Below are 13,434 nucleotides of genomic sequence, written 5' to 3'. Positions count from 1 at the left end.
AAGACACCCCCTGGGGCGGCCCCGTCCACCTTGGCAGATCGCGGGGGTGGCGGCGGGGCGACACGTCAGCGCGGGGCGGGACCCGCGCTCAATGCGCCGGGCGCGCCGCGGCGGACTCGTAGCGATGCACCCACACCACCTCACCGCCGCCCCACTCCTGCCGCTCGGTGGCGCGGCGGACCCAGCCCAGCCGCTCATAGAGGCCGATGGCCGCGGTGTCGGTGGCCTTCACCTCCAGTACGGGGCGCAGTCCACGGGCGGCCGCCGCCGTCTCGACGGTGCGCAGCAGCCGTCCGCCGAGGCCCGCGCCGCGGGCGGAGGGGGCGACACACAGCCGGCTGACCTCGTGTCCGCACAGCGCCGCGTGGCCGACGACCGTACCGTCCGTCTCGGCGACCCAGGCGGCGGTCAGCGAGTCGGGGGTCAGCCAGCCCGCCGGATCGTCCGGCCACTGGTGCGGATAGCCGCTGTGGGTGTGCACCTCGGCCAGGAGCGCCACACAGGCGTCGAGGTCGGTGTCGCGCCGTTCCCTGATCATCCCGACATCGAAGCATGGATGGTGGGCGCACGGGAGGTCGGGGCACACGGGCGGCCGGGGCAGAGGGACGGCCGAGGCGGGGGCGGCCGGGCCAGAGACGGCCAAGGCGGGGGCGGCGGCCGGGGCGCAGCCCGGTCTGCGTGCGGCACCGCCCCACAACGGCCACGCACGCCCCGCAACGGGCCATGCACCGCCCCACAACGGCCGCGCACCACCCCACGAACGCCGCGCACCGCCCCCAGCAGCTCCTTCCTGCCTGGTGCGCCGAGTCTGGGGTACAAGAGGGCGCATGCGATCGCTACTTCCCCAAATCGACCGGCGGACCTTCCACCTCATCGCCTCCCGCGAATGGCCGGGCGCGCAGCGGGTCCTGCCCCGGCTGACCCGCAGCGCCAACCACGGGCTGCTGTGGTTCGGCATCGCGGCAGGCGCGGCGGCACTGGGCGGCCGGCCGATGCGCCGGGCCGCGCTGCGCGGGGTGGCATCGCTGGCCGTGGCGTCGGCGACGGTGAACACCCTCGGCAAGCGCTCGGTGCAGCGCCAGCGACCGCTGCTGGACGCGGTGCCGGTCATACGGCAGCTCCACCGTCAGCCCTTCACCTCCTCGTTCCCGTCCGGGCACGCGGCCTCGGCGGTGGCCTTCGCGACCGGTGTGGCCTTCGAGAACAAGTGGTGGGGCCTGGCGCTGGCGCCGGTCGCCGCCTCCGTTGCGTTCTCCCGCGTCTATACGGGCGTGCACTATCCGGGTGATGTGCTGGCGGGTGCCGCGCTGGGGGCCGGTGCGGCGTTTGCGGTCCGGGGTTTCGCGCCGACCCGCGCCCAGCTGGCGCCGCCGGCCAGACCCCGCGCCGAGGCGCCCGCGCTGCCGGGCGGCCGGGGTCTGGTCGTGGTGGCGAACCAGGGCTCGGGGCAGCGCACGGGCCCCGGACCGGACCGCGCCGAGGAGGTGCACGGGGTGCTGCCGCAGGCCGAGGTGACGGTGTGCAGCGGGCCGGACGGGGAGCCGCTGGACAAGGCCCTGGAAGATGCCGCGGAGCGGGCCAAGGCACTGGGCGGTGCGCTGGGAGTGCTCGGCGGGGACGGCACCGTCAATGCCGCGGCGGAGGTCGCGCTCCGGCACGGGCTGCCGCTCGCGGTGCTGCCCGGCGGCACCCTGAACCACTTCGCGTACGACCTCGGGATCGAAACCTATGCGGCGGCGGCACGCGCCGTGGAGACCGGTGAGGCCGTCGCGGTGGACGTGGCGCGCTTCCGGGCCCGGCCGCATCCGGAGGCACGGCACTTCCTCAACACCTTCTCGATCGGCGCGTATCCGGAGCTGGTGCGGATCCGGGAGCGGTGGGCCGGGAAGATCGGCGCCTGGCCCGCGGGGGTGCTCGCGGCGTGGGAGGTGCTGCGCACCGCCGAGCCGCTGACCCTCACGATCAATGGCGAGCGGCGGGCCGTGTGGCTGCTGTTCGCCGGCAACTCTCAGTACCGGGGGCTGGGGTTCGCTCCGGTGCGCCGGCACGACCTGGCGGACGGGGTGCTCGATGTGCGGGTGGTGCACGGTGGCCGGCTGGCCCGCACCCGGCTGCTCGCCGCGGCCCTGCTGGGCACCCCGCGCAGCTCTCCGGTGCTCGGTGAGGCGCGTTTGTCCCGACTGCGGATCAGCGGGCTCCCGGAGGGCACGACGCTGGCCTTCGACGGTGAAGTAGCCCCCGCTCCGGCCGAGTTGACCCTGGACAAGCAGAACGAGGCGCTGACCGTCTATCGACTGCTGCCCGAATAATGAGACCCCACTCTCATGATGCGAGATTGCGGCGTACGGTGTGATCACCACACCGCAGAGCGGCCGCGCGGGGTACGTGCGGCCGCCCGGGCGGTGGACGGGATGCCGTGTGCACCCCGTCCACCGCTCCCCGCATGCGAAGGAGCCGGTTATGCCGCAGGAATCCGCTGTCTACACCCACGGCCACCACGAGTCCGTACTGCGCTCCCACACCTGGCGCACCGTCGACAATTCGGCCGGATACCTCCGGGACTCGCTGCGGCCGCACATGCAGATCCTGGACGTCGGCTGCGGCCCCGGCACCATCACCGCCGACCTGGCGGCCCTGGTGCCGGACGGGCAGGTCACCGGCCTGGAGCACGCACCGGACGTCCTGCGGCAGGCACGCGCCACGGCCGCCGACCGGGGCCTGACGAACGTCCGCTTCGCGGTCGGCGATGTCCACGCACTGGACTACCCCGATGACACCTTCTGCGTGGTGCACGCACATCAAGTGCTGCAGCACGTCGGCGACCCCGTCCAGGCGCTGCGCGAGATGCGCCGGGTCACCAAGCCCGGCGGGATCGTCGCCGTCCGGGATTCGGACTACTCGGCCATGACCTGGTACCCGGAGGTCGACGGGATGGCCGAATGGCAGCAGCTGTATCTGCGGGTGGCCCGCGCCAATGGAGGCGAACCGGACGCCGGGCGCCGGCTGCACGCCTGGGCGCGGCAGGCCGGTTTCGCCCCGGACGCGGTCACCGTCACCACCGACACCTGGTGCTACCACACTCCTCAGGAGCGCTCCTGGTGGAGCGAGCTGTGGGCGGAGCGTACGGTCAGCTCCTCCTACGCACGGATCGCGGTGGACGGCGGGCACGCCACAACGGAACAGCTGGACCGGGTCGCCCAGGCCTGGCGGGCCTGGGGCGCCGAGGAGGACGGCTGGTTCGGCATCCTGCACGGCGAGATCCTGTGCCGCGTCTGACGACCGGGACCACCGGGGCCACCGGGGCCACCGGGGTGGCAGATCCGCGGGGCCTGCCACTGGTGGCCGGGGTCCGGAGGGCCGGGGGGCGGGGGTCAGGCTCCGTCGTCCGGGGCACCTCCTTGTCACAAGACCCGACGGAGAGCGGTCGATGATGACCAAGTGATCGCGTACCCGCCGGCCATCCAACTAGGGTTGCCCGTATGGACATTCTGGGGACCTCATTGCGGGTGTGCGTCGGCGATCTCGATGCGGCGGTCGGCGTCTACGAACGGCTGACCGGCGCCGAAGCGGTCCGCTTCCAGCGTGGCGGAGTGGCGGTCGCGGCCGTCGGGTGCTTCTTCCTGATGAGCGGTCCCGAAGCGGAGTTGTCGGTGCTGCGGAAGATCACAGCGACCCTCGCCGTCAAGGATGTGGACGATGCGGTGGCCGACCTGAGGGCCGTCGGCGCGGACATCGTCGCCGGTCCGCTGCCGACACCCATCGGCCGCAATCTGGTCGCCCGCCACCCGGACGGCTCGATCTTCGAGTACGTCGACCGGAAGCAGGAGGCGGATGCCTAGGGTGCGTGGGGGTGCGTAGGGGCGTGCAGGAAAGGCGCAGGCCCCGCCCCCTCTACCCCGCGACCGCCTCTGCGGCCGTCCCCACCCCGAGCGCGACGAGCACCCCGCCCGTCGCGCGCTCCAGGTTGCGGTGCACGCGGGGTCGCCGCAGCCGCTCCAGGAGTCGGCCGGCGCAGACGACGACCAGCAGCAGCCAGCCCGCCGCGATGACGGCATCGATCGCGCCCAGGAACAGCGTCGCCCCCAGGACCGAGTGCCCGTCGGGCAGGAACTGCGGCACCACGGCCACGAAGAAGATGCCGACCTTGGGGTTGAGCAGACAGCTCAACAGCCCCTGCCGGAAAGCCCGTACCGGCCCCAGGTATGCGGCGGAGCGGTCCGGTGTCGCCGCCGCCGAGGGCACGTCCGCGGACTCGGCGACCGCGCCCGACCGCCGGTGGGCCCACAGCGCCTGCGCGCCCAGCACTGCCAGATAGGCCGCGCCGGCCAGCCGTACGACGGTGAACGCCGCATCCCACCGCTGCAGTGCCGCCGCGAGCCCGACCGCCGCGGCGACCGCCCAGGCGAGCGAGCCGAGCGCGGCGCCGGCGGCCGTGGCCGCCCCCGTACGCCGTCCGCCCCGCACGCAGTTGCGCAGCACCAGCAAGGTGTCCGGGCCGGGAGTCATCGTCATCACCAGGGCGAACAGCGCAAAGCCCACTACCGCAGCCGTCACGGCGACCTCCTGTCGTACGAGGATCCGGCCGGACGACCCTATCCGGCACCCCTGCCCTTCGGCTCTACCCCTCCGGCTCTGCTCTTCCTGCTCTGCTCTTCCGGCCCTGACCATCCGGCAGGGCCCGAGGGAGCCCGAGAAGGCCGGGCAGCCCTTAGATGTCGCCTGTCAGTTCTCCGACGGTGCGCTCCAGCCAGGCGCGGTCGGCCTTGCTGGTGGCGTGGGCGAGTTGGAGCATGCCGCGCCGGAAGCGGTCGGTCATATCGCCGGCGCGCAGCGGGCGGCCGTCCTCGTAGAAGTAGCTGCCGGGCTCGTCCATGAAAGCGAGGCGGCGGCGTAGTACGCGGGCCTGGTCGGCCGGGTCGGGCAGCCGGCCGAGGAAGGCGAGCAGGATGAAGAAGGAGTTGCGGTCGGTGATTTCGAGGTCGGCGGGCTCGCGTAGCCGGCGCAGGAATTCGGCCCGTCCGGATGCGGTGAGGGTGAGGACCTGGCGGGGCGTGGCACGTTCGCCGGGTTCGGTGTGGCGGGTGAGGTGCCCGGCGGCCTCCAGTCGCTTGATGGCGGGGTAGAGAGCGCCGTCGCTCACGGGGCGCACATGGCCACTGAGGCCGGAGATGCGGGCGCGCAAGTCGTAGGCGTGCAGGGGTTCCTCGTCGAGGAATCCGAGGATGCAGAGGGTGAGCACCGGGCCTCCGAGGTGCGTACTTCGCGGTCGTCGTGGCTGTCCAGAGTAGCCGCGCCGGAGCCTATACCTCTACTAGAGATGCCTCTAATAGAGGTACCTCTGTTAGAGTCAAAGACATGACGACGGCAACCACGCAGTACTTCCGCACCCCGGACGGCATACGGCTCGCCTACCTCGACCTCGGTGGCGCCGGCCGCCCCGTCCTCGCACTGCACGGCGCCTATGGACGCGGCCGCTCCCTGCTCGGGCTCGCCGACCACCTCGGCCCCGGATACCGGCTCATCGCGCTCGACCAGCGCGGCCACGGCCTCTCCGACCACCCCGACGACCACGGGCGGGAGGCCTATATCGGCGACGCGGCGGCCCTCGTCGAACACCTGGGACTCGGCCCCGTGGCGATCGTCGGACACTCACTCGGCGGCATCACCGCATACCAACTGGCCGCGAGACGACCGGAATTGGTCTCGGCCGTGGTCGTGGTGGACTTTCCGGCGGAGTACCGGGCACCACTCGGCGACGATCAACTGCTCGCACTGCCGACGCACTTCCCGAGCATGCGGGCGATGCTGGACGCACTCGCGTTCGTGGACGAGCCCCGGCACTTCACCGAGAGCGCGGTGGAGGATCCGGAGGGCTGGCGGTTCCTGTGGCGGGCGGAGGAACTGTATGCCGCCAAGGTCGCCGTCCGGGGCGACTGGTGGGACGACTTCACCGCCGCCCAGCAGCCGCTGATGGTCGTACGGGGCGAACGCAGTGCGGTCGTGCCGCGCCGGCACGCCGAGGAGATGGTGCGTCGCCGGCCCGGCACTGAAGTCGTGACGATCGACGGGCACCACGACTTCTACCTCACACACCAGGCGGAACTGGGCGTGACGGTAAGGGAATTCCTCGACCGCACGGCCCCCTCGGCGGCGTAACGCCTCCTCGCGACGACCGGAACGGCAAACTCTGCGCACGCGAACCGGTTTGCCGATAGCCTGGAAGGCTTTCCACTCCTGTGGATGGCGCCCCTGCACTGCCGGCCCGCCGGACCGGAGAGGGACTGGGGGGCGGCCCATTGCCGTGGACGCGTGGTTGCCGTGGCGGGTCCTGGTGGGTTCACCAGGACCCGCACAAGGGGCTGATTCCGTCCGGCCGGAGCGCAGAAAACCACTGGCCGGTGCCGCAGACGAAGGAAGGAGCGTGTCGCCGTGAAGTGGCGAACCCAGCCGCCCGCCCGGAAGGTCCGGAGCCCGGGCGGCGGTTCCGGAAGGAACGAGATGTCCCGTACGGACAGGACGAAGCCGTTGTGGGTGCGCTACGCGGAGCACGACCCCCGGCCGGTCCACGATCACCGCTACGGTGCCTGTGATCTGCCGCCGGACCCGGCGCAAACGGCAGAGGCCCCGGACACCCGCTGCCGGTGGGAACACCCCGGCACGCTGCTGTTCGGTCGCACCTGCTGTTCGGGGTGCAGTGTGCGCGGCTGCGTCAGGGAGCGCCAGCAGATGGCCAGGCAGAGCAACCGCAAGGAGCGCTACGCGGGTCGGCGCGAGGCCCGCCGTTTTGTCGTCGGCGAGGTCAGCGACTGACCGGTCAGAGGTCAGCGACTGACCCCTCCTCGGTCACGGCCCTGTGCCGTCATCACGGTGGTGCGGGCCGCCGCCTCCGCCAGGGGGCGGCGGCCCCGATGCCATTGCGCCCCGCTCCCACGGCGCCCCACGCCCGCTGCGCCGGTCGGCGGTTGCGCACCGGACGTGGTCAGGACACCTCAAGGACGATCTTGCCGCGCGCCCGCCCGGCCATGCTCCGCCGGAACGCCTCGGCGGCCTCGGGCAGCGGGAGGATCGCCTCGATCGGCACGGCCAGCTTCCCGGCGTCCGCGAGTGCCCCGAGCGCGGTCAGATCGGCGGTGTCCGGGCGCACCCACACCATGTGGCCGCCCTTGTTCTTGACCTCGCCGTCGGCGATCGACGCCACCCGGCTGCGGTCCTTGAGGAGTTCCTGCGAGACCTCCACGACACCACCGCCGACGAAGTCCACGGCCGCGTCGACTCCTTCGGGCGCCAGGGCCCGCACCCGGTCGGCGAGGCCGTCACCATAGGTGACCGGCTCGACGCCCAGGGAGCGCAGGAAGTCGTGGTTGCGCTCGCTCGCCGTGCCGATGACGCGGGCGCCCTGTGCCACCGCGATCTGGACGGCGAGGGAGCCGACACCCCCCGCGGCGGCATGCACGAGGACCGTCTCGCCCGCCTGCGTGCCGACCCGCTTGAGCGACTGATAAGCCGTCAGCCCGGCGAGCGGCAGCCCGGCGGCCTGCTGCCAGCTGAGCGAAGCGGGCTTGCGCGCCAGCGTCCTGACCGGCGCGGCGACCAACTCGGCGTAGGTGCCGTGCTGCACCTCGTCCCTGCGCACATAGCCGATGACCTCGTCGCCGACCGCGTACTCCGTGGCGTCGGCGCCCACCGCCTCGACCACGCCCGCCACGTCCCACCCGGGAGTGAGCGGGAAGTGCCCGTCCATCATCGGGTCCAGATAGCCGGCGACGATCTTCCAGTCCACCGGGTTGACCCCGGCCGCCTTGACCCGGATCAGGAAGGAGTCCGGGCCCACCTTCGGATCGGGACGGTCGGTGTATTCAAGGACCTCGGGGCCGCCGTAGCTCTTTGCGATGATTGCCTTCATGGCCGTCACAACGCGTGACGGCCGGGGATCATTCCAGGGTCGCGGAAGGTCACCGAATCGGCGTACGCGACGTGCGACGAGCGGGGGGCGGCGGCGGTGACGGCCCTCAGCCCGAAGCCCCGGCCCGGGGTCTGGCTCAGCCGGACGGCGCTCCCACGGCGCGCAGCAGGAACGGGAGGAGTTCCCGGGTCGCCGCCTCGCCGGACGAAGGGCCGTCCGTCGTGCCGGAGTGGGCCGCGTCAGGGGTCAGGAAGAGGCGGCTGACCATCGAGCCGACGACCAGGTCGGCCAGCACATGCGCGTCCTGGAGCGGTGGGATGTCGCCGCGGGCGACCGCACGGCACACCACGTCGGCGGCCCGGTCGCGGACCGGCTGGATGATCGCGGTGTCCAGGACGCGGGCCAGCGCCTCGTTGTGCGCGGCCTCGCCGATCAGGACGTGCAGCAGCCGGCCGCCGGGGCCCTCCAGGGTTTCGGCCTTGTCCTTGAGCAGGGCGGTGAGGTCGCCGTCGAGGCTTCCGGTGTCCGGCTGGGGGCCGAGGTCGCTCGCCCAGCGGACGGCGGTGCCCACGACCAGATCCTCCTTGGAGCGCCAGCGGCGGTAGAGGGTCGCGGTGGAGACCCCGGCCCGTTTGGCAACCGCAGCGGTGGTGAGGCCGCCGTAGCCGCTTTCCTGGAGGACCGCGACGGTGGCCTCCAGCAACGCCCGGTCGCGTCCGGCGTCCCGCGGCCTGCCGCGGGACGGCTGCCGCGCTGTGGATGCGGGCCGGCTGCTCTCGGTGCGTTCGGTCACACCGGGAGTCTACCGGCAGCATTACGAAACGAAATGTTTTCGTTTCCTGTAGCCTCGCGGCCATGGCCTCACAGACCCCCTCCCCCGAACTGGACGCCGCCGCTGCCGTCAGCCGGCTCCGCCGCACCTTCGCCACCCGCCGTACCGCCGCCACGGACTGGCGGCGCGGCCAGCTCGCCGCCCTGCGCACCCTGCTCACCGACCACAGCGACGAACTGCTCGCCGCGCTCGCCACCGACCTCGGCAAGGGCCCCGAGGAGGCCTACCGCACCGAGATCGGCTTCACCCTCCACGAGATCGACCACACCCTGGCCCACCTCGACGCATGGCTGGCGCCCCGGCCCGCCGAGCTGCCCGACCGGCTGCTCCCGGCGACCGCCCATGTCGTCCGCGAACCGCTCGGCGTCGTCCTGGTGATCGCGCCCTGGAACTATCCGCTGCAACTGGCACTCGCCCCGCTCGTCGGCGCGCTGGCCGCGGGCAACTGCGCCGTCGTCAAGCCGAGCGAACTCGCCCCCGCGACCTCGGCCGCCCTTGCCCGGCTGCTGCCGCGCCACCTGGACCCCGAGGCGGTGACCGTCGTCGAGGGCGCGGTACCGGAGACCACCGCCCTGCTGGCCGAGCGCTTCGACCACATCTTCTACACCGGCAACGGCACCGTCGGCCGGATCGTGATGACGGCCGCGGCGCGGCATCTGACGCCGGTCACCCTGGAGCTGGGCGGCAAGAGCCCGGTCGTACTCGACCCGGGTACGGATCTGGCCGCCGCGGCCCGGCGGATCGTGACCGGCAAGTTCCTCAACGCCGGCCAGACCTGTGTGGCGCCCGACTACGTCCTGGCGATCGGTGACACCGCCCGCGCCATCGAGCCGCACCTCGCCGAGGCGGTGCACGAGGTCTACGGCGCCGATCCGGCCGGCGCCGACGAGTACGGACGGATCGTCAACGAGCGGCACTTCGACCGGCTGACCGCTCTTCTCGACAGCGGCCGCACGGTCCTCGGCGGCACGCACGACCGCGCCACGCGGTACCTCGCACCCACCGTCCTCGCCGATGTCGCCCCCGACGCACCGGTGATGCGGGAGGAGATCTTCGGCCCGGTCCTGCCGATCGTGCCGGTGTCCGACCTCGACGCGGCGATCGCCTTCATCAACGGGCGCGACAAGCCACTGGCGCTCTATGCGTTCACCGCGTCCGACGCCACCAAGCAGCGGCTGCTGACCGAGACCTCCTCGGGCGCGCTCTCCTTCGGGCTGCCGGTCGCCCATCTCACCGCGCCCGACCTGCCGTTCGGCGGGGTGGGCGAGAGCGGGATGGGGCGCTACCACGGCGAGTACTCCCTCGACACCTTCAGCCACAGCAAGGCGGTGCTCGACAAGCCGCTGGGGTGACGGCGGGCACGCGGCGGTGCCACCCGCCGGGCGCAACGGCCGGGCCGGGCGGGCCGGGCGGGCCGGGCGGACCGGGCGGACCGGGCGGACCGGGCGGACCGGGCGGACCGGGCGGAGCCTTCCGGGCCGGGTGGCCCACCGGAGCCCGCTGGACCGGGCGGACGCCGGAGCCGGCCGGACCGGCTGGAGGGGCTACGGCGGCTGCACGGCCTACACCGGCCGCATCCGGTATTCGTACCGCTCCGGGAGCGGATGCCGGGAACGGGCCTCGGCGCGGACCTGTTCGGTGACCGGACCGCCGCCCGCGACCAGCCGCTCGGCGATGGCGTACCAGGTGTCGGCCGGCGCCTCCTCGCCCTCCCGCAGCGCGGCGATCTCGAAGCCGGCGTCGAAGATCTCCCGGGCCGCGGCCGGCTGCCCCTGGGCGAGCAGCACCTGTGCGGTCAGCAACCGGAAGCGGCCGTCGGCCGGAGCGGGTTGCGGCAGGTCCGCCAGCAGCCGCGCCGCCTCGTCAATGCGGCCGGCCGCGAGCAGCACGGGCACCGCCTCCCGGACGAGCGCCAAGAGCACCGGCCGCCAGTCCCGCGCGGCCGGCCCCGGCTCCGCTGCCGCCCGCGCCGCTTCGTCGCAGGCCTGCAGAGAGCGGTCGGCGGCGCGCCCGGTCTCGCCCGCCTCCGCTTCGGCCACGGCCAGGCAGTACAGCGCCAGAGCGCCGGCGCCGTGCCCGAGCGCACGCTCCCAGCTGCGGACGGCCTGGGCGCGGTCACCGGCATGCCACTGGGCGAGCCCCAGGTGATAGTCGGTGGCCGCGCCCGAGGGGGCGGACTCCAGCAGCTCGCGCCAGGCCGGCCCGACCAGTGCCGGTCCGGGTACAGGGCGGGCAGCCGGCAGATCCCCGGTTCTGAGCAGCGTCAGCCAGGGCTCCTGCTCCGCGCCCAGCGTGGCCGCGTCGAAGGGCGTACCCGGCAGGTCCAGGCCCGCGCGGGCGGCCTCCAGTGCACCCCAGCCGGAGCCGGTCGCCAGCGACTCCTTCGGTTCCTGGTCGGCGTACGGCAGCCAGGCGGCGTACGCGGCATCGACGTCCGCGCGCGGCAGGGCGGCTTCCAGCCGGTCCGCGACCTCGTGGCGGGCCGCGTCCCAGTCCGCGCCGTGCACGGTCGCGGCGTCGGCGCCCAACGGCCCGTAGGCCTCCAGCCAGGCGAACTCCCCACCCGCGTCGAGCGGTACCTGCTCCAGTTGCGTACGGGCCAGACCTGCCTGGATCTCGGCGTAGCCGCCGGTGCCCGGCTCGGTGAGCCACTGCTGCCAGCGCCGCCCGGCCCGGCCGGCGCCCCACAGGAAGAGCTTGCGGCCGCGCAGGGTGTCGGTGGAGGTCTGCACCAGGCCGCGGCCGTCGGCGTCGAGGGAGGTGATCCAGCGGCGGGCGCCGTCGGGCACCTCGTAGAAGTAGTCGGCGGGGAACTCGCTGCGCAGCGGGTACGTCCGGTCGATGCCGTCGAAGCCGGGGACCGGAACGCGGCGCAGGCACCGTTCGTAGCCGAAGTGCCAGGCTTCGTCGGCGGGGGCCAGGACACGGGTGCGCTCGCCTTCGGGAACGGCGATGTTGGACCACCAGTAGACGGGGACCGTGTGGTGGTGCGGGTTACGGATCCGGACGCCCACGTGGAGGAAGTCGGAGCCGTCGGGCAGCCACAAGTCCACCTGGAAGGGCAGGTCGCGCAGCCGTTCCCACTCCCACAGCCGCAGCATCTCCCCGCCGTCCGGGGCCGGGACACGCGCGGCGTGCAGCGGGGCGCAGGAGAGGGTGGTGTGGCCGGTGGCCCCGATGTTCCATTCGATGCCGCCGGAGAACCAGGCGCCGTTGAGGGCGAAGGCCGCGGGCTGCCACACCGGATTGCGGTACAGCAGTTCACGGCCGGTGGGCTTGTGGTGCAGGGAGTACACCCGGCCGCCGAGGCCGGGCAGGACGGTGGCGCGCAGCCGGTCGTTCTCGATGACCAGCGCGTCGAGGCCGGTGGGACGGCGGGTGCGGCCGTAGCCGTCACGCATCCGTGTCGGCAGGATCGAGCGCAGTGGCGCACCGTCGATCTGCCGTGCCATATCGGCGGGCAGGCCGGCATCCCGGGTCTCGATGCGGTGCGGGTCCTGTCCGCCGCGCAGCGCGGGGAGGGGGTTGTCGGGGCCGAGGGGGGCTGCGGGGAGGGTCAGGGTGGTGCGTCGCACTCTCGTGGCCACGGCTGCCTCGCAATGCTGGACCGGGCCACCCCGGCTGCGGCGGCCTCCTGTTGACCATGGAACCGCGTGCCCGCCCCTCTGCACAGGGCTTCTTGCGGCCGGGGGAGGTCAGGGTTGCGCAAAAAGGTCCTCAAGGAGGTCGGCGAGCAGCGCCGCACCGGTTCCTTCGGGGTCGCGGTCCGGGTCGTAGATGGTGACGTTGATGCCGGCACAACGCGGTGAGGCGGCCAACGGGTCCAGCAGTGCGCGGAGTTCGGAGGCGAGCAGGCCTCCCGGGTCGGGGCTGTCGACGGCCGGCATGACCGACGGGTCGAGGACGCCCGCGTCGAGATGGATCCAGAAGCCGTCGAGGGGCGAGCGCGCGAAGTGGGTGAGAACGTCGCGGGCCACCGCCTCCGGGCCGCGGCGGCGGATCTCGCCGACCGGGGCGTGGCCGATGCCGACGGCGGTCAGCTCCTCCTGGTCCTCGTCGGCGTCGCGCAGACCCAGCGCGCGCAGATCCTCATCGCGAACGTACGGCCGCAGCCCCTCGATGTCGGTGAGATCCGCCTGCCCGCGCCCGGTGATCTGCGCCAGGCTCTCCCCCGCCGCGGCACCGAGCGGTCCGGAGACCGCCGTATTGCCCGGGTGCCGGAAGTCGCCGTGACCGTCGAGGTAGACCACGCCGTACCGCCCCAGCCGCCGCAGCGCGAGCACCACCCCGAGCAGAATGCTGCAGTCCCCGCCCAGCACCACCGGGAAGTCACCGCTGCCGACGTGCTCCTGGACGCGTGTGGCGAGCTTGCCCGTATAGGCGGCGAGGGCGGGGGCGTTGAAGTCTCCGTCTCCCTCCCGCCACTCCCCCAGGTCGTAGCGGGGCGGCACCACCACACCGCCCTCCAGCGCGCCAAGCCGCCGCAGCAGCCCCTGTTCGCGCAGTGCGCCCGCGAGCTTGTAGCAGCCGGGGACGGTGCCGGGCGCGGGCGGCCGCAGGCCCAGGTTGGAGGGGGCATCGATCAGTACGGTCCGGCGCATACGGGGATCGTCACATATGCGTACGGAAAATGTGGAGGCATCGGAAGATCCTCCGGCATAGTCTGTCCCCTCGGCTCACCGGCGAACGGCAGAACGGA

General features: G+C 73.1%; 13 protein-coding genes. 6 read left to right on the top strand and 7 right to left on the bottom strand.

The annotated features are described in order from the left end of the window. Positions 1-88 precede the first annotated feature (88 nt). Positions 89-538 (bottom strand): GNAT family N-acetyltransferase, encoded by a 450-nt coding sequence (locus ACGFR7_RS21435; RefSeq protein WP_393321443.1) that lies wholly within the window; start codon positions 536-538, stop codon positions 89-91. A gap of 289 nt (positions 539-827) precedes the next feature. On the opposite strand from ACGFR7_RS21435, the gene ACGFR7_RS21430 reads away from it, so the two are divergent. The 3 genes from ACGFR7_RS21430 to ACGFR7_RS21420 all read left to right on the top strand — a co-directional run bounded on the left by ACGFR7_RS21430 (position 828) and on the right by ACGFR7_RS21420 (position 3,839). Continuing rightward, on the top strand, positions 828-2,309 hold the full coding sequence (locus tag ACGFR7_RS21430; protein WP_393321440.1) for a bifunctional phosphatase PAP2/diacylglycerol kinase family protein: 1,482 nt from the start codon (positions 828-830) through the stop codon (positions 2,307-2,309). Between the two features lie 151 nt (positions 2,310-2,460). Beyond that, complete coding sequence (locus ACGFR7_RS21425; RefSeq protein ID WP_393321437.1) at positions 2,461-3,276, top strand: class I SAM-dependent methyltransferase; 816 nt, start codon at positions 2,461-2,463, stop codon at positions 3,274-3,276. 203 nt (positions 3,277-3,479) lie between these two features. After that, entirely contained in the window at positions 3,480-3,839 is a 360-nt protein-coding gene (locus ACGFR7_RS21420; protein ID WP_393321435.1) for a VOC family protein, read from the top strand. A 52-nt stretch (positions 3,840-3,891) separates the two neighbouring features. Here ACGFR7_RS21420 and ACGFR7_RS21415 read toward each other — a convergent pair whose 3' ends face one another. Both ACGFR7_RS21415 and ACGFR7_RS21410 read right to left on the bottom strand, forming a co-directional pair. After that, complete coding sequence (locus ACGFR7_RS21415; protein WP_393321432.1) at positions 3,892-4,554, bottom strand: LysE family translocator; 663 nt, start codon at positions 4,552-4,554, stop codon at positions 3,892-3,894. 154 nt (positions 4,555-4,708) lie between these two features. Further along, a complete protein-coding gene (locus ACGFR7_RS21410; protein WP_393321429.1) occupies positions 4,709-5,239 on the bottom strand; it encodes a PadR family transcriptional regulator in 531 nt (176 codons plus the stop codon). Positions 5,240-5,355: 116 nt separating this feature from the next. On the opposite strand from ACGFR7_RS21410, the gene ACGFR7_RS21405 reads away from it, so the two are divergent. Then, positions 5,356-6,156 carry an alpha/beta fold hydrolase gene (locus ACGFR7_RS21405; RefSeq protein WP_393321426.1) on the top strand — a complete coding sequence of 267 codons (801 nt, stop codon included), beginning with the start codon at positions 5,356-5,358 and terminating at the stop codon, positions 6,154-6,156. 342 nt (positions 6,157-6,498) lie between these two features. Continuing rightward, the gene (locus ACGFR7_RS21400) at positions 6,499-6,810 is read left to right on the top strand and encodes a hypothetical protein (RefSeq protein ID WP_393321423.1); all 312 of its coding nucleotides are present in this window, start codon (positions 6,499-6,501) and stop codon (positions 6,808-6,810) included. A 169-nt stretch (positions 6,811-6,979) separates the two neighbouring features. Here the strand turns inward: ACGFR7_RS21400 and ACGFR7_RS21395 are convergent, their stop codons facing one another. Both ACGFR7_RS21395 and ACGFR7_RS21390 read right to left on the bottom strand, forming a co-directional pair. Beyond that, on the bottom strand, positions 6,980-7,903 hold the full coding sequence (locus ACGFR7_RS21395; RefSeq protein WP_393321420.1) for an NADP-dependent oxidoreductase: 924 nt from the start codon (positions 7,901-7,903) through the stop codon (positions 6,980-6,982). Between the two features lie 136 nt (positions 7,904-8,039). Beyond that, positions 8,040-8,696, bottom strand: a complete 657-nt coding sequence (locus ACGFR7_RS21390; RefSeq protein ID WP_393321417.1) for a TetR/AcrR family transcriptional regulator — start codon at positions 8,694-8,696, stop codon at positions 8,040-8,042. A 62-nt stretch (positions 8,697-8,758) separates the two neighbouring features. Here ACGFR7_RS21390 and ACGFR7_RS21385 point away from each other — a divergent pair, with 62 nt between their 5' ends. After that, positions 8,759-10,087 (top strand): aldehyde dehydrogenase family protein, encoded by a 1,329-nt coding sequence (locus ACGFR7_RS21385; RefSeq protein WP_393321415.1) that lies wholly within the window; start codon positions 8,759-8,761, stop codon positions 10,085-10,087. 210 nt (positions 10,088-10,297) lie between these two features. On the opposite strand, the gene ACGFR7_RS21380 is transcribed toward ACGFR7_RS21385, so the two are convergent. Together ACGFR7_RS21380 and ACGFR7_RS21375 are read right to left on the bottom strand one after the other, a co-directional pair. Beyond that, positions 10,298-12,322 carry a DUF5107 domain-containing protein gene (locus tag ACGFR7_RS21380; RefSeq protein ID WP_393321413.1) on the bottom strand — a complete coding sequence of 675 codons (2,025 nt, stop codon included), beginning with the start codon at positions 12,320-12,322 and terminating at the stop codon, positions 10,298-10,300. A gap of 108 nt (positions 12,323-12,430) precedes the next feature. Further along, entirely contained in the window at positions 12,431-13,336 is a 906-nt protein-coding gene (locus ACGFR7_RS21375) for an arginase family protein (protein WP_393321410.1), read from the bottom strand. Positions 13,337-13,434: the final 98 nt, after the last annotated feature.

Source organism: Streptomyces sp. NPDC048516 (assembly GCF_043199875.1).
In the GTDB taxonomy this organism is placed as follows: domain Bacteria; phylum Actinomycetota; class Actinomycetes; order Streptomycetales; family Streptomycetaceae; genus Streptomyces.
Note: the sequence above shows the minus strand (reverse complement) of the source record. Positions and strands in the feature narration are given on the sequence as shown.